The 22540-nt window shown below is 70.9% G+C and carries 19 protein-coding genes; 10 read left to right on the top strand and 9 right to left on the bottom strand.

What is annotated here, in order from left to right:
* The first annotated feature begins 98 nt into the window (after positions 1 to 98).
* On the top strand, positions 99 to 821 hold the full coding sequence (locus BBK82_RS28795; RefSeq protein ID WP_170067978.1) for a nucleoside-diphosphate kinase: 723 nt from the start codon (positions 99 to 101) through the stop codon (positions 819 to 821).
* Here BBK82_RS28795 and BBK82_RS28800 read toward each other — a convergent pair.
* Together BBK82_RS28800 and BBK82_RS28805 are read right to left on the bottom strand one after the other, a co-directional pair.
* The gene (locus BBK82_RS28800; RefSeq protein WP_065917796.1) at positions 765 to 1739 is read right to left on the bottom strand and encodes a hypothetical protein; all 975 of its coding nucleotides are present in this window, start codon (positions 1737 to 1739) and stop codon (positions 765 to 767) included. The genes BBK82_RS28795 and BBK82_RS28800 overlap by 57 nt on opposite strands.
* On the bottom strand, positions 1736 to 2677 hold the full coding sequence (locus BBK82_RS28805) for a GNAT family N-acetyltransferase (protein ID WP_154697564.1): 942 nt from the start codon (positions 2675 to 2677) through the stop codon (positions 1736 to 1738). The genes BBK82_RS28800 and BBK82_RS28805 overlap by 4 nt, the downstream gene beginning before the upstream one ends.
* A 131-nt stretch (positions 2678 to 2808) precedes the next feature.
* Here BBK82_RS28805 and BBK82_RS28810 point away from each other — a divergent pair, with 131 nt between their 5' ends.
* The 4 genes from BBK82_RS28810 to BBK82_RS28825 all read left to right on the top strand — a co-directional run bounded on the left by BBK82_RS28810 (position 2809) and on the right by BBK82_RS28825 (position 8652).
* On the top strand, positions 2809 to 4008 hold the full coding sequence (locus BBK82_RS28810) for an adenine nucleotide alpha hydrolase family protein (RefSeq protein ID WP_065917798.1): 1200 nt from the start codon (positions 2809 to 2811) through the stop codon (positions 4006 to 4008).
* On the top strand, positions 4001 to 5728 hold the full coding sequence (locus BBK82_RS28815) for an aminotransferase class I/II-fold pyridoxal phosphate-dependent enzyme (protein ID WP_065917799.1): 1728 nt from the start codon (positions 4001 to 4003) through the stop codon (positions 5726 to 5728). The genes BBK82_RS28810 and BBK82_RS28815 overlap by 8 nt, the downstream gene beginning before the upstream one ends.
* The gene (locus BBK82_RS28820) at positions 5725 to 7281 is read left to right on the top strand and encodes a DUF4910 domain-containing protein (protein ID WP_065917800.1); all 1557 of its coding nucleotides are present in this window, start codon (positions 5725 to 5727) and stop codon (positions 7279 to 7281) included. The genes BBK82_RS28815 and BBK82_RS28820 overlap by 4 nt, the downstream gene beginning before the upstream one ends.
* Positions 7282 to 7467: 186 nt before the next feature.
* On the top strand, positions 7468 to 8652 hold the full coding sequence (locus BBK82_RS28825; RefSeq protein WP_154697565.1) for an MFS transporter: 1185 nt from the start codon (positions 7468 to 7470) through the stop codon (positions 8650 to 8652).
* Here BBK82_RS28825 and BBK82_RS28830 read toward each other — a convergent pair.
* Complete coding sequence (locus BBK82_RS28830; RefSeq protein WP_154697566.1) at positions 8631 to 9608, bottom strand: alkaline phosphatase family protein; 978 nt, start codon at positions 9606 to 9608, stop codon at positions 8631 to 8633. The genes BBK82_RS28825 and BBK82_RS28830 overlap by 22 nt on opposite strands.
* 162 nt (positions 9609 to 9770) lie before the next feature.
* Here BBK82_RS28830 and BBK82_RS28835 point away from each other — a divergent pair, with 162 nt between their 5' ends.
* The gene (locus BBK82_RS28835) at positions 9771 to 10655 is read left to right on the top strand and encodes a Ppx/GppA phosphatase family protein (RefSeq protein ID WP_065917803.1); all 885 of its coding nucleotides are present in this window, start codon (positions 9771 to 9773) and stop codon (positions 10653 to 10655) included.
* Between the two features lie 7 nt (positions 10656 to 10662).
* On the opposite strand, the gene BBK82_RS28840 is transcribed toward BBK82_RS28835, so the two are convergent.
* From BBK82_RS28840 to BBK82_RS28850, 3 genes are all read right to left on the bottom strand, one after another.
* The gene (locus BBK82_RS28840; protein WP_071812698.1) at positions 10663 to 11016 is read right to left on the bottom strand and encodes an STAS domain-containing protein; all 354 of its coding nucleotides are present in this window, start codon (positions 11014 to 11016) and stop codon (positions 10663 to 10665) included.
* A gap of 111 nt (positions 11017 to 11127) precedes the next feature.
* A complete protein-coding gene (locus BBK82_RS28845; RefSeq protein ID WP_065917804.1) occupies positions 11128 to 11337 on the bottom strand; it encodes a DUF6480 family protein in 210 nt (69 codons plus the stop codon).
* 20 nt (positions 11338 to 11357) lie between these two features.
* Positions 11358 to 11744: an ATP-binding protein gene (locus tag BBK82_RS28850; protein WP_071812699.1), complete on the bottom strand. Its 387-nt coding sequence runs from the start codon at positions 11742 to 11744 to the stop codon at positions 11358 to 11360.
* A gap of 103 nt (positions 11745 to 11847) precedes the next feature.
* Here BBK82_RS28850 and BBK82_RS28855 point away from each other — a divergent pair, with 103 nt between their 5' ends.
* Positions 11848 to 12216, top strand: a complete 369-nt coding sequence (locus tag BBK82_RS28855; RefSeq protein WP_237047632.1) for an STAS domain-containing protein — start codon at positions 11848 to 11850, stop codon at positions 12214 to 12216.
* A gap of 292 nt (positions 12217 to 12508) precedes the next feature.
* Here BBK82_RS28855 and BBK82_RS28860 read toward each other — a convergent pair whose 3' ends face one another.
* Positions 12509 to 16657: a HAMP domain-containing protein gene (locus BBK82_RS28860; RefSeq protein ID WP_065917806.1), complete on the bottom strand. Its 4149-nt coding sequence runs from the start codon at positions 16655 to 16657 to the stop codon at positions 12509 to 12511.
* Positions 16658 to 16794: 137 nt separating this feature from the next.
* Here BBK82_RS28860 and BBK82_RS28865 point away from each other — a divergent pair, with 137 nt between their 5' ends.
* Positions 16795 to 18180 (top strand): PP2C family protein-serine/threonine phosphatase, encoded by a 1386-nt coding sequence (locus tag BBK82_RS28865; RefSeq protein WP_065917807.1) that lies wholly within the window; start codon positions 16795 to 16797, stop codon positions 18178 to 18180.
* Positions 18181 to 18280: 100 nt separating this feature from the next.
* Positions 18281 to 19927 carry a PHP domain-containing protein gene (locus tag BBK82_RS28870; RefSeq protein WP_065917808.1) on the top strand — a complete coding sequence of 549 codons (1647 nt, stop codon included), beginning with the start codon at positions 18281 to 18283 and terminating at the stop codon, positions 19925 to 19927.
* Here BBK82_RS28870 and BBK82_RS28875 read toward each other — a convergent pair.
* On the bottom strand, positions 19894 to 20751 hold the full coding sequence (locus tag BBK82_RS28875) for a helix-turn-helix transcriptional regulator (protein ID WP_065921429.1): 858 nt from the start codon (positions 20749 to 20751) through the stop codon (positions 19894 to 19896). The two genes, BBK82_RS28870 and BBK82_RS28875, sit on opposite strands and share 34 nt — an antisense overlap.
* A gap of 138 nt (positions 20752 to 20889) precedes the next feature.
* Between BBK82_RS28875 and BBK82_RS28880 the strand changes: the two genes are divergently transcribed.
* Positions 20890 to 21840: an SDR family oxidoreductase gene (locus tag BBK82_RS28880; protein ID WP_065917809.1), complete on the top strand. Its 951-nt coding sequence runs from the start codon at positions 20890 to 20892 to the stop codon at positions 21838 to 21840.
* Here BBK82_RS28880 and BBK82_RS28885 read toward each other — a convergent pair.
* A complete protein-coding gene (locus BBK82_RS28885) occupies positions 21806 to 22414 on the bottom strand; it encodes an alpha-ketoglutarate-dependent dioxygenase AlkB (protein WP_065921430.1) in 609 nt (202 codons plus the stop codon). The genes BBK82_RS28880 and BBK82_RS28885 overlap by 35 nt on opposite strands.
* Positions 22415 to 22540 lie beyond the last annotated feature (126 nt).

Raw genomic sequence — 22540 nt, forward strand, 5'->3', positions numbered from 1 at the left:
AGAAGTAGGAGGCGTTCGAGATGGCGAAGAAGCACGGTCACAAGCTGGCGGTCAAGCCGAAGATCAAGAAGCGGCGCTAGAGGGGTTGGGACGCTGTGGTGTTCGTGCTGCTCGGACCCGACGCGGTGGCGCGGCAGCTCGGCGTCCCGATCCTCGACCGGCTGGAGGCGGCCGGGTTCACCGCTGTGCGCTGGCAGTTGATCTGCCGGCGACCGTCCGATTTGGACACCTTTCACGCGGTGAACATCGACAAGCACTGGAAGGGCTACCTGTACCGGCTCGTCGACCGGTTGTTCGCGTACGGGCCGTTCATGGCGCTGGATGTCGCCGGCTCGCACGAGGAGCTGCGGGCGCTCAAGGGGTCGAGCGATCCGGCGCAGGCCGCGCCCGGCACGATCCGCGGCGACCTGGGGACGATCAACGTCGTGCTGGCGTTGATGCACAGCTCGGACACGCCCGCGGACTCCGAACGGGAGAGCGCGGTGTTCGTGCCGGACGGGTTCGCCGGTGAGGGCGACCCGCGGCCGGTGCTGAAGACGCTGGCGCGCGGCGGGGTCGCGGAGACGCGCGGGTTCGACGAGGTGCTCGTCGGGCTGCGGTCGCGGATCGAGGCCGCGCTGTGGCACGAGGAGCCGGGGCATCCGGTGGAAGCGGTGCTGCGGCACGATTTTCTGACGCCGGGGCTCGACGTGGAGCACGCGGCGGACCTGGCGGCGACGGTCGGGGTGCGGATCGACCCGTGGGAGCGGCTGGTGCTCGCGACCTCACAGCACTTCGCGCCGCGTCGTGGCGGCGCTGACGGCCAGGGCCTCGGCCAGTAGCGGGTCGCGGGTGCGGACCCAGCCGGTGAGCGGGGTGCCGGTGCAGCCGCGGGAACGCTTGGCCTGCCAGGAACCCTGGCCGTAGCCGATGGTCCTGACCCGCTCGGCGTAGGCGTGCTCGGCGGCCGCGTAGTAGGCGGTGCCGAAGTAGGCGAGCCGCGACCGTGCGTCGGTGTAGTCGAAACCGACCGCGGTGCAGGTCCAGTCGCCGTCGTGGCGGGCGAACATCGCGAAGCCGACGGCGTTGCCGCTGTCCGGGCGGGCGACGAGCGTGATCGAGTCCATCGCGGCCAGTGCGGCGAGCTTGCGGCGTTCCACGGCGATGTCGGCCGCACCGCGGTACTTGCGCGAGAGCTGGCAGCGCAGGGCGGCGAGCTCGTCGAGGTCCGGTTCCTCGCGGTGGACGTCCGCAACGGACCGCATCTCGCGGCGGATCTCCTTGCGGCGCTTGCGGGGGAACGCGGCCAGGTAGTCGGTGATGCCGGTGCCGGGCAGGTGCAGGTCCCACGTCATCGACAGCGGGACGCGGGTGAAGCCGCGGTCGTGCAGCACGGTCTCCAGTGGTCCCGGGCGTGTGTAGAGGAACGCGACCGTCGGGACGTCGTGGGCCAGCGCGGCGCTGACCAGGCCGTGCAACGCCTCCGGGTCGCCGGCGCGTGGACCCGTCGGCAGGCATTCGTAGCCGGGGACCATCACGGTCAGTGCGGGCACCCACGGCGGTGAGTCGATCGGCTCACGGGTGATCGGCAGTGCGGGCGCGGTGGTCGTGAGGACGTGCTGCAGGTCGAAGAACTCCCTGGGCAGCGGCTCGTGCTGGACGAACGCGTGCGCCTCGACGCCGTCGGCTCGCAGCGCGACGGTCGGGGGCAGTCGGCCGCTCATCGCGGCGAGCCAGGCGGGGGTGGTGAGCAGGCTCATGCGCGCAGCAGCACGGCGTCGAGGTGGTGCGGGCTCAAACCGTGGCGCTGCTTGAAGACGGTGTTGCTGCGGCCGCCTTCGAGGACCGGTTTGCCGAGCTTGATCGCGAGCCGCACGGACTCGGCGAACAGCACGCCGTACGGGCTGTAGTTGCCCTCCACCGCGTAGTCGACCCCGCACGTCCAGGTGTGGAAGCGGGTCGCGTCGGTGAGGCAGACCCCGACGGCGACGAGCCGGCCGCGCTGGCGGACCTCGATCACGTGCGCCCGGTCGCCCAGCGCCGCGACGAACTTCGCGAACGTGCCCTCGGGGTAGAAACCGCCGTTGTCGAAGCGGATCGCGGTCCGGTCGCACAACGGCGTGATCTCGTCGAGCGCCGCCGCCGACACCGGCAGCACCTCGGTGGTGACGCCCGCTTCCCCCGATCTTCGCTCGTTGCGCCGCAGGTTCGCGCGTGCCCGTTCACCGAGCCGCGCCAGGTAGTGGTCGTAGTCGGTGACGCCGGTCAGGTCGGCCGCCCACCGGTCGATGAGGTGCCGCGCGGGCAGTCCGTTCGCGCGCAGCTCCTGGCCGAGCTCGCTGCCGCGCCGCACGTTGACGAACCCGCACCACTGCGCGCGGAACAGGGTCGCCGTGCGCAGCATGGCGTTGATGACCGTCGGCACCACGTCGACGCCGATGGTGGACGGCACGTGCGCGTCGTAGCAGTGCCAGGTGTGGCTGAGCAACGCCGGTTGCCCGCTCGCCTCCGGGTAGGCCTTGTACAGCAGGCCCAGCGGGTCCGCCGCCGTCTGGAGGTACACCGGCGCCACCGCGACCGTCTGCTCGCCCCTTTTCACGGCCAGGTAGGCGAAAGCGTCGATCTCCGTCAGCGGTGACTGCTCGTACGCGTCGAGGTACGCGTGGTCGTAGAACACCGGCGCGCCGGCCGCGTGCACCACCGAGTCCCAATCGGCAGCATCGAATTCCCTTATGGAGCGCGAAAACTCGACGCGCAACGACGTTGACGCAGGTGGTTTCGGCACGCCCATACTCTACGACCTGTGCCAGGGCGAACGAGGAGATCGAGATGGCATCGGTGTACTTCCTGACGAAGCTGGGCACAACCGAGGAGCTGTCGGCTTCTCCCGGCCAGCCGCTGCTGGACGTGTTGCGCAGACACGGGATTCCCGTCAACGCGGTGCTGACGTCGGTCAACGGCCGGATCGTCGCCGAGGACACGGTCGTCATCGGCGCGGACGACGTGGTCCAGGTGCGCCAGGTCCGCTTCTACGACCTGGACGTCGCGCGCCGCCCCAAGACCGTCGTGTACGGCACGCCGAACCCGGTCTACACCAAGAAGGTCATGTTCGACACGAACGGATCGCTGGAACACCGCTGCGAGCAGCTGGACGCGGACTCGTTCGTCCAGTACGTCGAGGAGGCGTTCGTCCAGAGCTACGTGCTCTCCGCCCGCGAACGAGTCGTGATCGGCCTGTCCGGCGGCCGGGACAGCGTGGCGTACCTGACGTTGCTGGAACGCACCCGCGACCGCCTGCCCGACGTGGACATGACCGCGGTGACGATCACAGGCCTCCCGGACTGGGAGGAGCCCGCGACCTTCGCCGCCGCCCGCGAGTCCGGCGAACGGCTCGGCATCGAGCAGGTGATCGTGACCGCCGAGGACGTGGAGCGGGTGTTCCGGCTGCGCAAACCGTTCGTGGAGGCGATGAACGAGGTCGTGGCCGGCGACGGCGCGCACCTGACGATGGTGATCGGCCACCAGGTGCTGCGGCGGATGCTGGAGGAGGACGCGCTGGCGCGGGGTGCGTCGACCGTCGCGTTCGGCTTCAACGCCGATGACCTGGTCGCCTCGATGGTCACCTGGTACACGACCGGCTTCCGGATGGGCGGCATCCCGTCGCGCGAGATCGGCGGGCTGCGGTACGTGTTCCCGTTGTACCGCATCACGAAGAAGGAACTGACGCTGTACCTGGAGCTGGTCGCGCCCGAGCTGAACCGCCAGGGAACGCCGGGCCGCTTCACCACCGGCCCGGACGAGCGTTCGATGTCGTACGCGGTGACGGACCACCTGTTCGACCTGTGGCCGGGCGTGGACTACTACCTGTTCTCGGCGTTCGAGAACATGCAGCGGTACATGTTCCCGATGGTCGAGGCGAAGTGCCGCTACTGCGCCGGCGTGTACCTGCTGCAGGAGGGCATGCAGAACGCCGCCGACGTGTGCGACGTCTGCGACTTCTTCGCGCGCCGGGAACTCAACTTTGCGTGAGCACCCGTTCTTCACGCGTGACTACTGGGTGTTCGCGGCCGCCGAGTACGCCGAACCGCGGACTGCCGCGGAGGTGTCGTACCTGGCGTCGGTGTTGCCGGGCGGTGGGCGGGTGCTCGACCTCGGCTGCGGGGTGGGGCGGCACGCGCACGGGTTGGCGCGGCTGGGGTTCGACGTGGTCGGGGTGGACGTGTCGGAGTGGGCGGTCGCGCAGGCTGCGCGCGGGCCCGGCGGGTTCGTGGCGGCGGACCTGATGGCGGGCCCGTGGCCGGACTTCGCCGCGGTGTCGGCGGTGTCGAGGGTGGAGTCGCGGGCGTCGGAATTGTCGGTGCCGTCTGAGACGATCGGAGTGGGGGCCCACGCACCCCCTGGGGGCCCGCCAGTCGGGATCGATCCAGGCTTCGACGCCGTGGTGTGCGTGCAGGCGTTCGGGTGGGGGAGCGACGCGGACCAGCTGCGGTTGCTGCGGCGGGTGCGGTCGGTGCTGAAGCCCGGTGGTGTGCTGGTGCTCGACCACTCCAACGCCACGGCCATCCTGCGCGGCTACCAGTCGCACGCGGTGGCGGAGGTCGACGGGCACACGTTCACCTTCGAGCGGCGTTACGACCCGCTCACCGGGCGCAGCGGCGGCGAGGTCAAGGTGCAGCGGCCCGACGGGTCGGGGTGCGTGCTGCACGACGACGTCCGGTTGTACCACCCGGCGGAGGTGCGCTCGCTGCTCGAACGGGCCGGCTTCGTCGTCGCGGAGGTGAGCGCGGACTTCAAGAAGGGCGCGCCGGTCACCACCGACAGCCGGTACGTCCAGTTCGTCGCCACCCCGCGGGTGTCGGCGCTGGAAGGGCACAAAGGCGCGGCCGAGGGGGTCGACCTGCGGTGGGCGCCGGACGAGGTCGAGTTCGTCCAGCCCGCCCTCGACCGGGCGTGGGCGCAGCTGACCGACGTGCCGGAGCGGGCCCGGCGCTACGACGTCGCCGACCCGTACGGGGCGAAGGCGGCGCCGGTGCTGCAGCGGTACTTCGGGATGTTCCTGGAGCCCGAACAGGTCACGTGCGGGGCGGGGGCGACCGGGTTGCTCCGGAGCCTCGCCGCCCTGGCCACGGACGGCTTCACCTGCACCGGGCACCCGGAGTTCGCGCTCGCCGCGGCCGAGATCGGGGCGCCGGAGGGCGGCAGCGTCGTGGTCGTCGACCGGCCCGGGGTGTCCGGTGAGGTGATGGGGCTGGACGAGCTGCGGGAGCTCGAAGCCGACGTCGTCATCGTCGACGAGACGTGTGCCGCGTACCTGGAGCCGCACGACAGCGCGGTGCGGTTGTTGCCGCACCGGCGTGGGCTGGTGGTCATCAGGAGCATGTCGAAGGGGTACTGCTGCGGCGGGCTGAGGGTCGGGTTCGCGTTGGCGTCGAAGGACGTCGCGCGGCGGGTGCGGGGCGTGGCGGCGCCGCTGGCGGTGTCGGCGTTGTCGCTCGACGTGAGCCTGGCGTTGCTGGGGCAGGGTGACGTGCTGCGGCCGTTGCGGGAGCGGATCAGGGCGGTGAAGCCGTCCTTTGTGGACGTGCTGCCCGAGGTGGCGCCGGGAGATCCGCGGGTGCCGTGGGTGCGGGTGCCGGCGTCGCTGCGGGGGTGGCTCGCGGAGCGGGGGCTGCAGGGCAAGGACCTCGGCGACGAGATCCGGCTGTCGGTGCCGTTGAGCGAACGGCGGCGCAGGGCGGTGCTCGGGTGAGGCTGCAGGAGCTGGTGGACCGGTTCCACCGCGGGTTCGACGCCGAGGCGGCGATGGCCGACGTGAAGGCGTTGTGCGAGTTCGACCGGTACCAGGTGTCGGCGGGGTTGCAGGCGGCGGCGGAGTACGTGGCGGACCGGGTGCCGTTGCGGGAGGTCGAGGTGCGGCAGTTCCACCCCGAGGCACGGTGGTGGACGTTCCGCGGGCCGCCCGCGTGGACTCCCGTGTCGGCGTCTGTTCAGGTCGGCGATGCGACCGTCGTGTCGTACCCCGACCAGCCCTACGCGCTCGCGGCGTACTCGGCGGCGTGTGCGGGGCGCACGGTGCCGGTCACCGCGGAGGTCCTGCCAGGAGCGCTCGTGCTGGCTCCGGAGCTCTCGCCGCACGAGCTGGCGTCCCGGGGCGTGTTCGGCTTCGTGACGCGCGCTGGGCGGGTGGAGCTGCCGCCGCACAGTCCGCTGGTGGCGTTCTGCGTGGACGAGGAGCAGTTCGCGGTGCTGCGGCAGGCACGTGAGGCGCGCGTGTCCGTCGAACTGGGTGAGCCGGTGCGGATGCCGGTGGTGACGGGTTTGTTGCCCGGCCGGGGTCCGGAGCTGTTGCTGACCGCGCACCTGTGCCACCCGCGGCCCAGCGCCAACGACAACGCGTCCGGTGTGGCCGCGTTGATGGCGGTCGCGTCCCTGCTGCGCGACACCGCCGGGGCGCCAGTGCGGTTCGTGTGGGGGCCGGAGTTCGTGGGCACGGCGGCCTACCTGCAGCAGGCGCCGCGGCCGGCGATCGCGGTCAACGTCGACATGGCGGGGGAGGACCAGGCGTTGTGCGGCGGGCCGCTGGTGATCGAACGGTCGCCGGACGAGAAACCGTCCTACGTCACGGCCTTGGCGGAACGGGTGGCGGCGCTGATGCCCGGCACGCGCTCCTACAGCGGGGCCGTGCCGTGCGACGTGTGGTCGTGGCGGTCGGTGCCGCACGTCGGCGCGTCGGACCACGCGCTGGTGCCGTGCCCGAGCGTCGGCCTCAACCACTGGCCGGACCGGTTCAACCACACCAGGTTCGACACCTTCGACAAGGTGTCCGCCGACGAGCTGCGGCGGACCACCACGCTCGCCGCTTCGGTGATCGGTGCCATTCGGGTTGATGATGGCTCGCTCAGGGCGGACATCGCCGACGCGACCTCGGCGTGGGCGGCGGCCTACCTCGCCGGCGGGGGTGGCGAGCGCGGCACGGTGGGACGAGCGGTCTGCGGCACGCCGGCGTCGGCTCGGCACCCGGGTGGCGGGATGGTCGCGTTCTGGGACGGGCCGTTCAACCTGCGGGCGCTCGCCGAGGACTGCTCTCAGCAGGACCGTGCTTGGCTGGACGCGCGCATCGCCGAGGACCGCGGTGGGGCGTACGCGCGGATGTCGGCGCTGGCGCGGGGGATCGACGGGCAGCGGTCGCGGTACTCGGTGGGGTGGTGGGCGGCGCTGGCGTCGGAGCTGACGGTGCCGGTGGCGTTCGCGGAGCGGTTCCTCGACGTGCTGTGCGCGGCTGGGTGGGCGGGGGAGGCGTGACCGTCGTGCGGCGGGTGCTGCTGCGGCCTTGGGAGTGCTCCTGCGGCGGTGGTCGCGGGGCGACGGGTCGTGCCGCGGCGCGGACGTGCTGTGGCGGCGGCGGTCGCGAGACAACGGGCCGTGGCGCGGTGCGTGGTGAAGATCGGCTGTGACGGTGCGCGGCGCGGGACGGGTGGGGGAGAGCTGATGTGGTTGAAGGTGTTGCGGGACCGGCGCTTGCGGGTCCTGTTCGTCGGGCAGGTGCTGAACATGTTCGGCAACACCGCCCTCGTCATCGCGCTCGGCATCTGGGTGCTGGAGCTGACCGGGTCCAGCGGCGCGGCCGGGGTGATCTTCTTCCTGATCGCGGTGCCGACGCTGTGCGCGCCGTTCATCGGCCTGCTGGTGGACCGGTTCCCGCGCCGGAAGGTGTTGATCTGGGCGGATCTCGGTGCGTGCGTGCTGGTGAGTCTGCTGGTGTTCTGGCCGTCGGTGTGGCTGATCTACTTCGTCACGCTCGGGTACGGGGTGTCGGCGCAGGTCTACCGGGCCGCACGGGGCGGGCTCGTGCACTCGATGGTCCGCGAGGACGAGCTGGGTGACGTCAACTCGGTGTTCGGGGCGTTGAACCAGGCGCTGCGGATCGTGGGACCGCTTGCCGGGGCAGCGGTCTTCGCGGCGTTCGGCGGGTCGGCGGTCGCTGTGCTGGACGCCGTCACGTACCTCGCGTCGATCGTGTCGCTGTTGTTGCTGCGCGGGGTGCCGGACCTGACCAGGGCGCCGGAGCGGGAGCCGATCGTGCCCGCGTTGCTGGCCGGGGTGCGGCACATCGTGGCCACGCCGGCGTTGCGGCGGATGGTGGTCGCCGGTGCGGTGGCGTTCACCGGGGCCGGGATGCTCAACGTGGCGATGTTCGACCTCGTGACGGACGGGCTCGGGCAGCCACCGGAGTTCCTCGGTGTGCTGGGGTCGGTGCAGGGTGCCGGGGCGGTGCTCGGGGCGGTGGTGGTCGGGCGGTTGATGCGGCGGCGCGGGGAGTTCGTGACCGCGGCGGCCGGGTTCCTGTTGAACGGCGCGGGGCTGGGGCTCGCGGCGACCACGACGCTGGCCGGGGTGTGCGCCGGTGCGGTGCTGATCGGGCTGGGGCTGCCGATGATCCTGGTGGCCGCGGTGACCCTGGTGCAGCGCCGGACGCCGAACGAGATGCAGGGGCGGGCCATCGCGGCCTCCGAGGCGATGGTGGACCTGCCGTACACGGTGGCGATCGGTGTCGCCACCGTGGTCATCGGCTCGGTCGGGTACCTCGCGATCTACGTGGTGCAGGCGGCGGTGTTCCTCGCCGTCGGGCTCGTGGTGCTGCGCATCCGCGATCAGGTTCGCCAGACGGCGTAGGGCACGTCGACCTCGTCGCGGCTCAGGCCGCCGTGCTCGAACCGCGCGGACGGATCGGGCACCGGGAAGGCCTCCGACGCCGCCACGGCCACCACCGGACCCGTTTCCGGCTGGGGCAGGCCGAGTTCTGAGGCGTGGTGCACGGTCGCGCTGGCGCCCAGCGTCCGCGCGACCCGGTCGAACACCGCCTCCAGCCGGTCCGGCTTCGGGTAGAGCCAGCGCACCCGGCCGGCGCCACCGGACGGGATCACGCACTCCTCGCGCACGATCGCGTCCCACGCCTCGACCAGCAGCGGGTCGGCCGCGACGGGGACCTGGCCGTGGTCGGAGTGCGCCACAACGGTCCAACCCGCTGCGGCCCAACGGGAAGCGTGTGCGTCCAGACGGAGCATGGCCTCGTGCACCGACTCGTCGTAGCCGTGCCGGTGCACGTGGTCGTCGATGTTGACGTAGGTCCACAGGAAGCTGTGGTCGGGCAAGACCTTGTCCAGGTCCGCCACCACGTTCGCGACCAGCAGCGGCGGGTCCTCCGCCTGCGCGGTGAGTTTGTGCTGTGCCGGAGCGGGTACCCGGTTGCACCCTCGCAGCAGCGCCTGCGCCCAGGTGCCGTTCAGCAGGTCGATCTCGCGGGCCAGCACGGTCGCGCCGTGTCGTTCCAGAACGGTCGGCAGCACCGGGATCGGCGGTGTGCCGGTGATGGCGTGCACCAGGCCGGATCCGTTGCGGTACACCGTGCCCGGTACGCGGTGCACGTCGGCGGGGGCACCGGTGAGCGCGGTCAGCCAGGCCGTGGCGGAGGTGGAGGGCACCGTGGAGGTCAGGGTGGAGATCTCGGCTTCGAGCCAGGTTTGTTTGGCCACGTCCGATGAGAGCCCGTCCACGGCGAGGACGATGACGCCTCGTCCCGCGCTGCGTAGGGCGTCCTCGAGCCGGGAAGGCACCTCTGCCAATGACATCCGGGCACTGTAACGCACGTCATCGGGTGACTTTGGCCTGGTTGGGCGCTAAAAGCTCGGGGAATCCGGGCCGATGCGGTAAAGAGGAACTTCACGGAAGGTCGCGGCACGGCTACAGGGGACATCGCGGGCACGGGGAACGCTGTTACGGGAAGGTGGGCGATGACGGTCGGGGTTCTGGACGTCGGGTGCTTCAGTGCACACCTGGTGGTCGTGGAACGTGACTTGATGCGCCCTCTGGTGTCCCACAAGGTCCGGCTGCGGCTGGACCGCGAGCTCGGTGCGGACGGCTCGATCAGCCAGGCCGGCATCGACTCGCTGTGCGCCGCCGTGCTGGCCGCGCGCAAGGCCGCCGGGGACGCGCCGTTCCTGCCGTTCGCCACCTCCAGCGTGCGCGACTCCGCGAACGCCGACGAGGTGATGCGCAAGGTGTCGCGGCGCACCGGTGTCGAGCTGGAAGTGTTGTCCGGCAAGGAAGAAGCCCGCCTGTCGTACGCGGCGGCGCGGCACTGGTTCGGCTGGGGCGCCGGTCCGATGATCGTGCTCGACGTCGGCGGCGGCACGGTGGAGCTCGCGGCCGGCGCCGGTGCCGAACCCGAGGTTGCGGTCTCGTTGCCTTTGGGGGCAAGGACTTTGAGCCGGTCCGGACTGGGCGTGCGGGACATGAGGGAAGAGGTGCGCGAGCGCATCGAGGCGGTTTTCCCGCGCTACGACGACGCTCGCGCTGTCGGATGTTCCAAGGTGTTCCAGCAGCTCGCCCGGCTGGCCGGCGACAGGCGCTCGGCCTCCTACGCCACGAGGCAGTTGCGGGCCAAGGACCTGGAGAAGTGGATTCCCCGGCTGGCCAAGCTCTCGGTGCGGGAACGTGCCGCGCTGCCGGGAATCTCCCGGCACCGGGCGCGGCAGTCGCTCGCGGGGGCGGTGGTGGCGGAGGCGTTGATGCGCGCCACCGGACATGACGTCGTGGACATCTCTCCGTGGTCCACCAAGGAGGGCTTGCTGCTGGACCTGGTCGAACGGTCGCGCCGGGTGGCGTCCGCCGCCTAGTTCCGGCTCAGCGGGTGTTGGCCAGGGCCGTCACGGCGTTGTCGACGCTGCCGAAGATGAGCAGCAGCTGGTCGACGGCGGTCATCTCCAGCGGGCGCAACACGATCCTGCTGTCGCTCACCACGCCGAAGCGGACGCCGAGCTCGTCGGCCGTGTTCTGGGTCTCCACCAGCGTGCGGATGCCGCCGGAACCGAAGAAGCGGACTTCTCGCAGATCGACGACCAACGCAGGCGGCTTTCGGTCGAGCAGTGCGGCAAGCCTGCTGGTCACCGGTGCGAAGGACATCATGTCGATCTCGCCGGTGAGAGACACGACCGGGATGGACTGGACGTAGGTCGTTCGCTGTTGAAGTTGTTTCATGAGGACTCCCGTCCGCACCGACCGTACGCGCCTTCGCCCGGCACCCACAAGCCGCGCCGGCTTTCCCCAGGCCACGACGGGTGCACGCCGGGTGACGACTCGGCAGGGTGCTCAGAGCAGGAACGCCCTGGTGATCAGCATCGCGGCGACGAGCACCGCGAAGATCACGATCAGCACGACCGCGATCCGCCCCAGGTTCTTGGGCGGTGTCGCCTCCTGGTGGGACAGACCCGAGGTCTGGCCGGCCTCCGGCGGGGTGTCTCCCGGTTGCACGCCACCGCCGGGCTCGAGGCCGGGGGTTCGGTCTGGGTCAGCTGTCATAGGGGCACAGGTACCCGTTTTCAGCCTTCCAACTCCGCCCAGACGACTTTGCCCCGTCCGTCCGGCGTGGAGCCCCACCGCACGCTCAGCGCCTGCACCAGCTGCATCCCACGCCCGCGCGCGCTCGCCGGGTCCACCGGCCGCATCTGCGGCTGCCGCGCCGACAGGTCGTGCACCTCGACCGCCATCCCGGCGGTCCGCTGCCTGATCGTGAGCGTCAGGGGTCCCTCGCCGTGGTCGATCCCGTTCGACACCAGCTCGGTGACCACGAGCTGCGCGTCGTCGGCCAGGTCCTCGGACAGCCCCCACCGCGTGGCGGCCTCCCGGACCACCTGCCGGGCACGCGCGCACGACCCGCCCTCGGCGGTCAGGGTCACCCGCACCTCTGCCAGTGGGTCGTTCAGCACAGGGCGCATCGTCGCACATCCGGCGGGTCGTCCGGATCTTTCAGCCCCCCGGTGGTCGCACGGCTTGACGTCGTGCTGCACGATTTGGTCGCACGAGTCGGGCGTGGCGGAAGGAACGGCGACGATGGAGCTCAACGTCGGCAGCGAGGTCCAGCGGGGGTGGCGAGTGGTCGCCGTCGCCGGTGAGCTGGACATCGACACCGTGCCTGTGCTGTCCGCACGGCTGGACGCGGACGTGACCGGGAAGCACGCGGTGCTCGACCTGGCGCAGCTGCAGTTCATGGACTCGACGGGGCTGGCGCTGGTGCTGGACTGGCACCGGCGGCTGGCGGAGGCCGGTGGGCAGCTGCGGATCGCCGCCGTGCAGGCGCCGGTGATGCGGTTGTTCACCCTGGCGGACGTGGTCGGGGTGCTGAGCCTGCACGAGACGGTGGGGGCGGCGGTGCAGGACGCCGTGGAGAGTGCGCGGTAGAGGCCGGTAGCGGGCGCTCTGGGGGGCGCCTGGCGGCGAGTGCGGCCGGCGGCCCGGCTGCGGCCCCGTCTCGCCCCGCCTGACCCGCTGCGCCTGTGCAGGCTCGCGCAGGGGTCCCCTGCGGTTCTGGCTCCCCCGCGGCCCACGCTACTCGGAGGGTCTGACAGTTCCGTGCGGTCCGGAAGGTCTGCACGGGTGTGGGCGGTCGCGACAACGGCCGGGTGAGCGCAGGTCAGAGGTCCGTGCGCCGTGGCGGGTGCCCCCCACGGCGCCAGCGGCGGAACTGACCGGGTCAGGCCTCCGCCGACACCCCGAGGTAGTACGCGATCAACCGGATCAGGTGCTCGGTGTCCACCGGCTTGGTCACGTAGTCCGTAGCTCCCGACGCCAGCGACTTCTCCCGGTCACCCTTCATCGCCTTCGCCGTGACGGCGATCACAGGCAGGTCCGCATAGCGTTCCATCGCGCGGATGGCGGAGATCGTCGCGTTGCCGTCCAGTTCCGGCATCATGATGTCCATCAGAACGATCGCCACGTCGTCGTACTGCTCCAACGCGCGTACGCCCGTGATGCCGTTGTCCGCGAAGATCGCCTCGAGACCGTGCAGCTCCAGCACTGAGGTCAGGGCGAACACGTTGCGCAGGTCATCGTCCACGACCAGCACCTTCTCGCCGTGGAACCGCATCGAGCCGGACGGTGTCACCGCGGGCACCGGCATCACGATCGGGGTCGGTTCCGGCAGGACGACGGTGTCCGAGATGACCTTGCCGAGCGGCAGGCAGAGGGTGAAGGTCGAGCCGATGCCCGGTTCGGAGCGCACGCGCAGCGAGCCGTTCAGCAGCTGGGCGAGCTCACGGCTGATGGACAGGCCCAGGCCGGTGCCGCCGTACTTGCGGGACGTGGTGCCGTCGGCCTGCTGGAAGGCCTCGAAGATGACGGCCAGCTTCTCCGCGGGGATGCCGATGCCCGTGTCGTGGACGTCGAACGCCACGGTCGAGGGGTCGTCCATCCGCACGTGCAGGCGGATACCACCGTCATGGGTGAACTTCACGGCGTTCGACAGCAGGTTGCGGAGGATCTGCTGCAGGCGGTGCTCGTCGGTGCGCAGGGTCTCCGGCACGTTCGGGTCCACCCGGACGGAGAACTCGAGGTTCTTCTCGGCGGTCAGCGGCAGGCAGAGCGTCTCGACGTAGCGGACGAGCTCGTCCAGCCTGACCCGGTCCTCGTGCAGAGTCATGTGGCCCGCCTCGACCTTGGTGAGGTCGAGGATGTCGTTGATGAGCTGCAGCAGGTCCGAGCCGGAGGAGTGGATCGTGCGGGCGAACTCGACCTGCTTGGGGTTGAGGTTGCCGTCGAGGTTGTCCGCGAGCAGCTTGGCGAGGATGAGCAGCGAGTTCAGCGGAGTGCGCAGCTCGTGGGACATGTTCGCCATGAACTCGGACTTGTACTTCGAGGCGGTCTGCAGCTGGCGGGCGCGGTCCTCGAGCTCCTCCGAACCCGCGCGCAGCTCGGTGGTGAGGCGCTGCGACTCGACCAGCAGGGCGTCGGTGCGCGAGTTGGCGAGCATCGTGTTCACGTTGACGCCGATGTTCTCCTTGAGCTGGTCGAGCAGGTCGAGGTGGACGTCGGTGAACTCGTTCAGCGACGCCAGCTCGATCACGCCCAGGGTCTCGCCCTGGAAGAGGACCGGCAGGATGACCAGGTTGACCGGCGCCGACAAGCCCAGCGCGGACGACACGGTCAGGTAGCCCGCCGGGACCTGGGTGACCAGGATCGTCTTCTTCTCCAGCGCGGACTGGCCGACGAGCGACTCGCCCATCTCCACCCTGGTCGCGCGCGCCGCGTCCAGGCGGAAGCCGTAGGTCGCCGTCAGCTCCAGCGTCTGCTTGCTGTCGTCGTCCTCCTGGATCTGGTAGAACGCGCCCTGGTGCGCGCTGACCAGCGGCGTCAGCTCGCTCATGATCAACGACGCCAGTGCCCGCAGGTCGCGGTGACCCTGCATCAGACCGGACAGCCTGGCCAGGTTCGTCTTCAGCCAGTACTGCTCGCGGTTCGCGCGGGTCGTCTCCTTCAGGTTCGCGATCATCTGGTTGACGTTGTCCTTGAGCTCGGCGAGCTCGCCGGACGCGTCGACGGTGATCTGCCTGGTCAGGTCACCCGCGGTCACGGCGGTGGCGACGGCGGCGATCGCGCGGACCTGGGTGGTGAGGTTCGAGGCGAGCTGGTTCACGTTGTCGGTCAGCTTCGACCACGTGCCGGCCACGCCGTCGACCTCGGCCTGGCCGCCGAGCTTGCCCTCGGTGCCGACCTCGCGCGCGACACGCGTGACCTCGTCGGCGAACGACGACAGCTGGTCCACCATCGTGTTGATCGTGGTCTTGAGCTCCAGGATCTCGCCGCGCGCGGAGACGTCGATCTTCTTCGACAGGTCGCCCTGCGCCACGGCGGTGGTGACCTGGGCGATGTTGCGGACCTGGTTGGTCAGGTTGTCCGCCATGAAGTTCACCGAGTCGGTGAGGTCCTTCCACGTGCCCGCCACACCCGACACGCGCGCCTGACCACCGAGGATGCCCTCGGTGCCGACCTCACGGGCGACGCGGGTGACCTCGTCGCCGAACGCGCGCAGCGTGTCGACCATGCCGTTCAGCGTCTCGGCGAGGGCCGCGACCTCGCCCTTCGCCTCGACGGTGATCTTCTTCGACAGGTCGCCGGTCGCGACCGCGGTGGCGACGGCGGCGATGTTGCGGACCTGGTTGGTCAGGTTGTCCGCCATCAGGTTGACGTTCTCGGTCAGGTCCTTCCACGTGCCGGCGACGCCCTGCACGCGGGCCTGGCCGCCCAGCCGGCCGTCGGTGCCGACCTCGCGGGCGACGCGGGTGACCTCCTCCGCGAACGACGACAGCTGGTCGACCATGGTGTTCAGGGTCGACTTGAGCTCCAGGATCTCGCCGCGCGCGTCGACCGTGATCTTCTGCGACAGGTCGCCGTTGGCCACCGCCGTCGCGACGTGCGCGATGTTGCGGACCTGGTTGGTCAGGTTGTTCGCCATGAAGTTGACGTTGTCGGTCAGGTCCTTCCACGTGCCGGACACGCCCTTGACGTCGGCCTGGCCGCCCAGCCGGCCCTCGGTGCCGACCTCGCGGGCGACGCGGGTGACCTCGTCGGCGAACGAGGAGAGCTGGTCGACCATGGTGTTGATGGTCGACTTGAGTTCGAGGATCTCGCCGCGGGCGTCGACGGTGATCTTCTGGGTCAGGTCGCCGCGCGCGACGGCGGTGGTGACCTGGGCGATGTTGCGGACCTGGGTCGTCAGGTTGTTCGCCATGACGTTCACCGACTCGGTGAGGTCGCGCCAGGTGCCCGCGACGCCGGGGACCTGCGCCTGGCCGCCCAGCCGGCCGTCGGTGCCGACCTCGCGGGCGACGCGGGTGACCTCGTCGGCGAACGAGGAGAGCTGGTCGACCATGGTGTTGATGGTCGACTTGAGTTCGAGGATCTCGCCGCGGGCGTCGACGGTGATCTTCTGGGTCAGGTCGCCCTGCGCGACGGCGGTGGTGACCTGGGCGATGTTGCGGACCTGGGTCGTCAGGTTCTCCGCCATGAAGTTCACGTTGTCGGTGAGGTCGCGCCAGGTGCCCGCGACGCCCGGCACCTTCGCCTGACCGCCGAGCTTGCCGTCCGTGCCGACCTCGCGGGCGACGCGGGTGACCTCGTCGGCGAACGACGACAGCTGGTCGACCATCGTGTTCAGCGTGTTCTTCAGCTCCAGCATCTCGCCGGAGACGTCGACCGTGATCTTCTGGGTCAGGTCGCCGTTGGCCACGGCGGTCGCGACGCTCGCGATGTTGCGGACCTGGTAGGTCAGGTTGTTCGCCATCGAGTTGACGTTGTCGGTCAGGTCGCGCCAGGTGCCGGCCACACCGGGGACCTTCGCCTGACCGCCCAGCCGGCCCTCGGTGCCCACCTCGCGGGCGACACGGGTGACCTCGTCGGCGAACGACGACAGCTGGTCGACCAGGCCGTTCACCGTCGAGCCGAGCGTGGCGAACTCACCGCGCAGCGTCTGGTCGGACATGCGCTTGGTCAGGTCGCCCTCGGCCACCGCGGCGAGCACCCGGCTCAGCTCGGTCGTCGGCCGCACCAGGTCCTCGACCAGGCCGTTCACCGAGTCGGCGATCAGCGACCAGCCCCCGGCGGTGCCCGCGGGCGCCACCCGCTCGGTCAGCCTGCCCTCCTGGCCCACCGCCTGGCGGACCCGGCCCAGCTCACCGGCCAGCCACTGGTTGCGTTCCGCGATCTCGTTGAACACGTCCGCGAGAGCCGACACCGGCCCGTTTCCCGGCACCACGAGCCTGCGGCGGAAGTTGCCGTCGCGCAGGTCCCGCATCGCCGAAAGAACCCGATCGAGGGTCGCGTCCGTCTCTTCGTTGGCCGTGGTCACTCCAAGCCTCCGTGCCTCGGTGGTCGCAGCCAAGCCTGCCACGTTAGGTTGGGAGCGAGGTAACTTGATGCCGCGACGCACGACAACGACCCGCAGGAGGCCGTGATGACCCGGCCGTCCGTGCAGGGCAAAAGCGGATGAGCAGCACCGTGGGCATCGACCTGGACGGCTGGCAGCGCCTGGTGGACGGGCTGCGCGAGGCCGTTCTCGTCGTCGACCCCGCCGGTGCCGTCCGCGTGCGCAACGCCGCGGCCGCCGAGCGGTTCCCCCGGCTGAGCCTCGGCGAGCAGTTCGACGTGCACGTCGCCGGCCGCCGGCTGGACCTCGGTGACGGCTGGAGTGCCTGGTACTTCACGGATTCCGCGCTCGACCACGCCCACCTGCGGCTGGCGGGCGGCACGTCGCGCGAGACGACGCTGAAGACCATCGTGCAGCTCGCCGCGGAGCTGCTGGGTGAGCACTGCGTGGCCGTCGTGCCCGCGACGCGCGACCGGCTGGAGTGGTGGCGGTGCGGCGGCGGTGAGCCGACGGTCACCCGCACGCCACGCCGGGCGTCGGTGCTGACCGAGGTGCTGACCGGCACGTCCACGTTGACCAGGATCACCTCTTTGGGTGACGGCAGCTGGGGTGTGCCGGAGGACTTCGGCACCGCGCTGGCCGTGCCGCTGAGCGTCGGCGGCGCTCTGGTCGTCGTCCGACGGGGTGATTTCACGCCGAACGACGTCGAGCGCGTGCGGCTGTTCGGCAAGCACGCGGCGGTGGCACTGGAGTCGTCGTCGAAGCTGACCGAGCAGCAGCGGATGATCGAGGTGCTGCGCTCGTCGCTGCTCCCGCTGCCGCTGCCGGAGGTCCGCGGTGTCGCGCTCGCGTCGGTCTACCTGCCCGCGCACCAGCGGGCGAAGGTCGGTGGCGACTTCTACGACGTGCACCCGCGCACGGACGGTTCCGCCACGTTCGCGCTGGGCGACGTCTGCGGCCACGGCCTGGAGGCGGCGGTCCACAGTGGCCGCGTGCGGCAGTCGCTGCAGGCGCTGTCCCTGGTCGAGACGAACCCGGTGCGGCTGCTGCACCTGCTGAACACCTCGTTGCGCGCCACCGGTTCCAAGCTCTTCACCACGATCGTCGTCGGCGAGCTGGTGCCGCTGGCCACCGGGGGAGCACGCCTGTCGCTCGCGTCCGGCGGGCACCCGTCGCCGTTGGTGCTGCGCGCGGACGGCACGGTGCACGAGGTCAGCGCACCGGGCGCGATCGTCGGCATCCTGGCCGACGTGCGGTTCAGCGGCGAGCAGGTGACGCTGGCGCCGGGCGACACGCTGCTGCTCTACAGCGACGGCTTCACCGAGGCTCGCGCGCACACCGACCGCACGGAGCTGTTCGGCGAGCAGCGGCTCAAGGCGGTGCTGAAGGAGTGCAAGGGGCTGTCGGCGGAGGAGATCGCGCGGCACTGCGAGGAGGCGGTGCTGAAGTGGCTCGACGCGGACGACCACGACGACCTGGCGCTGCTGGCCGTGCAAGCCCTGTAGTCGCACATGAGTGGCAATAGCCCGTGTGAACGAATTTCCCGGTACAAGGGTTCACCGGCCGTTCGTTTGCCACGACAGATTCACAAGTTGTGATCTGCGCATGTCCCACTCTCACGATCACCCGCACGGTGATCACACGCACCACCACCACCACGAGGTCGAGCCCGTCGAAGGCAGCTGGCTCGACCCCGAGGACGACCGCCCCTCGTCGGTCGAGCGCCGCAGGTTCCTCGCCGGTCTGGGCATCGCGGCCGGTGCCGTCGGCGCCGTGGGTGCCGGTGTCGCCGCCGGTACGGGCACGGCGCAGGCACACGTGCCGGTCAACCCGTGGGGCGGCGGTGAGCGCTGGTATGCCGGCGACCACCACATCCACACCCAGTACTCCGACGACGGCCAGTACACGGTCGAGCAGCAGGTCGCGAAGGCGCGCGAGTTCGGGCTCGACTGGGTCGTGATCACCGACCACGGTGGGCCCGCGCACCAGAAGTTCTCGATCGACCAGGTCACCCCCGACATCGAGCGGGCCCGCCGCACTCAGCGCGACGTGCTGGTCTACCAGGGCCTCGAGTGGAACATCCCGGGCGCCGAGCACGCCACGGTGTTCCTGCCGCCCGGCAAGCACACCGTCGAGATCCTCAAGGCCTTCGAGCTCGGCTACGACGGGCGCATCGCGGGCGGCACCGAGCCGCACGCGCTGGCCGCGCTGCGGTACCTGGAGGCGCAGGTCCTCTCCGGACGGACCGAGATCGCGCTGATGTTCGCGAACCACCCCTCGCGGCGCGGGGTGGACAGCCCGCACGAGCTGCGCGGCTGGCGGGACGCGGCTCCCGGGGTCGCGGTCGGCATGGAGGGTGCGCCCGGCCACCAGGCCGCCGGCATCCCGAAGTCCGCGGGCGGCCCCGGCCGGGCGCGCGGGTACTACGACACGGCCGCGCCGCTGCCGGAGTCGTTCCCCGGCTACCCGGCGGAGTCCTACCGCACCCACGGCGGGTTCGACTGGATGACCGCGAAGGTCGGCGGTCTGTGGGACTCCATGCTGGCCGAGGGCCGGCCGTGGTGGATCACCGCGAACTCCGACGTGCACCAGGTGTTCGCCGACACGTTCACGCCGGGCAAGCAGGACTACGCCACCACCGGCTCGAAGGGCGCGCCGATCGACTCGGGCGTCAAGCAGACCGGCTACGGCGACTTCTTCCCCGGCCAGTACGGCGCGAACGTCGTCGGGGCCCGCTCGCGGTCCTATGTGGACGTCATGCGCGGCCTGCAGGCCGGCAAGGTGCTGACCGTGCACGGCAGGCTGGTCGACGGCCTGGAGCTGCGCGTGCGGTCGCGCGACGACCTGCGCGGGGTGACGCTGGGCGGGCGGACGTTCGTGCGCCGCGGCGGCGACGTCGAGGTCACGATCGAGATCGACCGCGCGGACGGCCCGAACTACTCGGGTGCCGTGCCGGTGCTGGCCAAGGTCGACCTGATCTCCGGCCCGGTCACCGGTCCGTCGGCCGACCGGGACGTGTTCGTGGCGCCGGAGACCGCGGTGACCAAGACGTTCGAGGTTCCCCGCAAGGGCAAGATCCGGTTCACGCACACGTTCAAGAACGTCGAGCGGTCGTTCTACCTGAGGTTGCGGGGCAGCGACGGCAAGCGGCTCACGTCCTCGGGTGACCCGGTGATCGACGAGATCGCGAACTCGGACCCGTGGAACGACCTGTGGTTCTACGCGAACCCGGTGTTCGTCGACGTGATCTGAGTGCCGATGACGGACAGCAGCTGCAGCTTCTCGTAGCTCTCGCTGCCCGGTGTGGCTGTGTACACCAGCAGGTGGTGGTTCTGGAACGGGTCCAGCAGCGTCTGGCAGTGCAGCTCCAGTGAGCCGAGGGCGGGGTGCACGTACCGCTTGACCTCGTGAGGGCGGATGCCGACCTCCTGGGCCTCCCAGAGGGTCCGGAACTCCTCGCTCTGCGCCAGGAGCAGCTCGGTGTAGTGCGCGGCGCGGGAACCTTGCCCGTGCCGCGTCACGGCCTCGCGCAGCCCTGAGGTGAACATCCGGCCCAGGAACAGGTGGTCGGCGGGTTCGTACAGCTTCCGGGACTCCGGGTCGGTGAACCACCGGAAGCCGAGGCTGCGCGCCGGGCCGGTGTGGCGGGTCGCGTCACCGGTGAGCGCCACGCCGAGCGGGGTCTGGCGCAGGGTCTCGCCGAGCTCGGTGACGATCTCGGCCGGGGTGTCGGCCAGGCGGTCGAAGATGCGGGCCAGACCGGGGCTGACGTGCTCGCTCAGCGCGCCGCGGGCCGGTGGGGCGTGGCCCGCGAGGCGGAACAGGTGGTCGCGCTCGTCCAGCGACAGGTGCAGGCCCTGGGCGATCGCGGCGACCATCTGCTCGGACGGGTGCGTGCCGCGTTCCTGCTCCAGCCGCGCGTAGTAGTCCGTGGACATGTTGCAGCGCGCGGCCACCTCCTCGCGGCGCAGCCCGGCGGTCCGGCGCCGCGGCCCGCGCGGCAGGCCGATGTCCTCCGGCTGCAACGACTCCCTGCGGTGGCGCAGGAACGCCGCCAGGCCGGCTCGGTCGATCACCACAGCGGGTCCCTCCTCCGTGTCGTCCTCCTTTCTAGTGCCCGCCCGGCGCGGTAGCCACGGACTGACAGGTCCTGGATGAGCGCCGGTGCGTCCGGCCACTGTGGAGGCACACCACGACGAGCAGGGGAGTGCGCGATGAGCAGGAAGTCGTTCGACATCGAGGTCCCGGACCTGAGCGGCCGGCGGGCCGTCGTCACCGGGGCGAGTGACGGTGTCGGGCTCGGCATCGCCCGCAGGCTCGCGGCAGCGGGCGCCGAGGTCGTCATGCCGGTCCGCAACCAGCGCAAGGGCGAGGCGGCGGTCGCGGAGATCCGGCGGCGGGTCCCCGGCGCGGACGTGTCGCTGCGCTCGCTCGACCTCTCCTCGCTGCGGTCGGTCGCCGACCTGGGCGAGACGTTGCTGGCCGAGGACAGGCCCGTTCACGTCCTGGTCAACAACGCGGGCGTGATGACCCCGCCCGACCGGCAGGCCACCGCCGACGGGTTCGAGCTGCAGTTCGGCACCAACCACCTGGGCCACTTCGCGCTCGTGCGGCATCTGCTGCCGTTGCTGAAGGCCGGTCGTGCCCGCGTCACCTCGCAGATCAGCATCGCGGCCAACCAGAACGCCATCAACTGGGCCGACCTGAACTGGGAGCGCTCGTACAACGGGGGCAAGGCCTACAGCCAGTCGAAGATCGCGCTCGGGCTGTTCGGGCTGGAGCTCGCGCGCCGCAGCGAGGCCGGTGGCTGGGGGATCACGAGCAACCTGGCGCACCCCGGCATCGCACCCACCAACCTGCTCGCCGCCCGGCCGGAGATCGCGCGGTCCGAGGACACCCTGGGCGTGCGGCTGATCCGTGCGTTGTCCGCGCGGGGGATCGTCGTCGGCACCGTCGAGACCGCGCAGCTGCCGGCGGTGCTGGCCGCGACGACGCCCGACACCGGCGTCTTCTACGGCCCGAGCGGATTCGGCCACCTCGGCGGTCCGCCCGCCGTGCAGGAGCTGTACGGCCGGTTGCGGTCGGCCGAGGAGGCCGAGCGGGTGTGGCGGGTGTCCGAGGAGCTCGTCGCTAGCGGACTCCGTGCGGGCGGAACTGGACGCTGATCCGCGGCCCCACGACCTTCGCGGTCTTCGGGATGGCGTGCTCCCAGGTGCGCTGGCACGAACCGCCCATCACGAGCAGGTCGCCGTGACCGAGCGCGTACTTGTGCGTCTCACCGCCGCCGCGTGGCCTGAGCAGGAGTGCGCGGGGCGTGCCGACGCTGACGATCGCGACCATCGTGTCGTCGGTGGCACCCCGGCCGATCGTGTCGCCGTGCCACGCCACGCTGTCGCGCCCGTCGCGGTAGTAGCAGAGGCCCGCGGTGGTGAAGGGCTCGCCGAGCTCGGGCAGGTAGTGCTCGCTCAGGGCGTCGCGGGCGCTGGTGAGCACCGGGAGCGGCAGCGCGCCGGAGTAGAAGCAGAGCAGCCGGGGGACGTCGACCACGGAGTCGTACATCTGGCGGCGTTCTGCACGCCATGGCACGTCCGCGACGAGCTGGTCGAACACGGCGTCCGCGCCGGAGAGCCAGCCCGGCTGCACGTCGATCCAGGCGCCGAGGCCGAGCTCGGTGCGGCGCGGGGCGAGCGGGGCCAGCGCCGGCTCCGCATCCAGGTCGAACAGTGATCCCTGGCGCATGGACCGCAGCATAATCGAACAGGTGTTCTAGGGCTAATGGATCGCCCCGGAGATGCGATCATCTGGCCGCCGGCCGAAGAGCCGTGGAGGGGCGGCGGACGAGCCCGGCGGCGAGTAGCCGGGCAG

This window comes from Lentzea guizhouensis (assembly GCF_001701025.1).
Taxonomy (GTDB): domain Bacteria; phylum Actinomycetota; class Actinomycetes; order Mycobacteriales; family Pseudonocardiaceae; genus Lentzea; species Lentzea guizhouensis.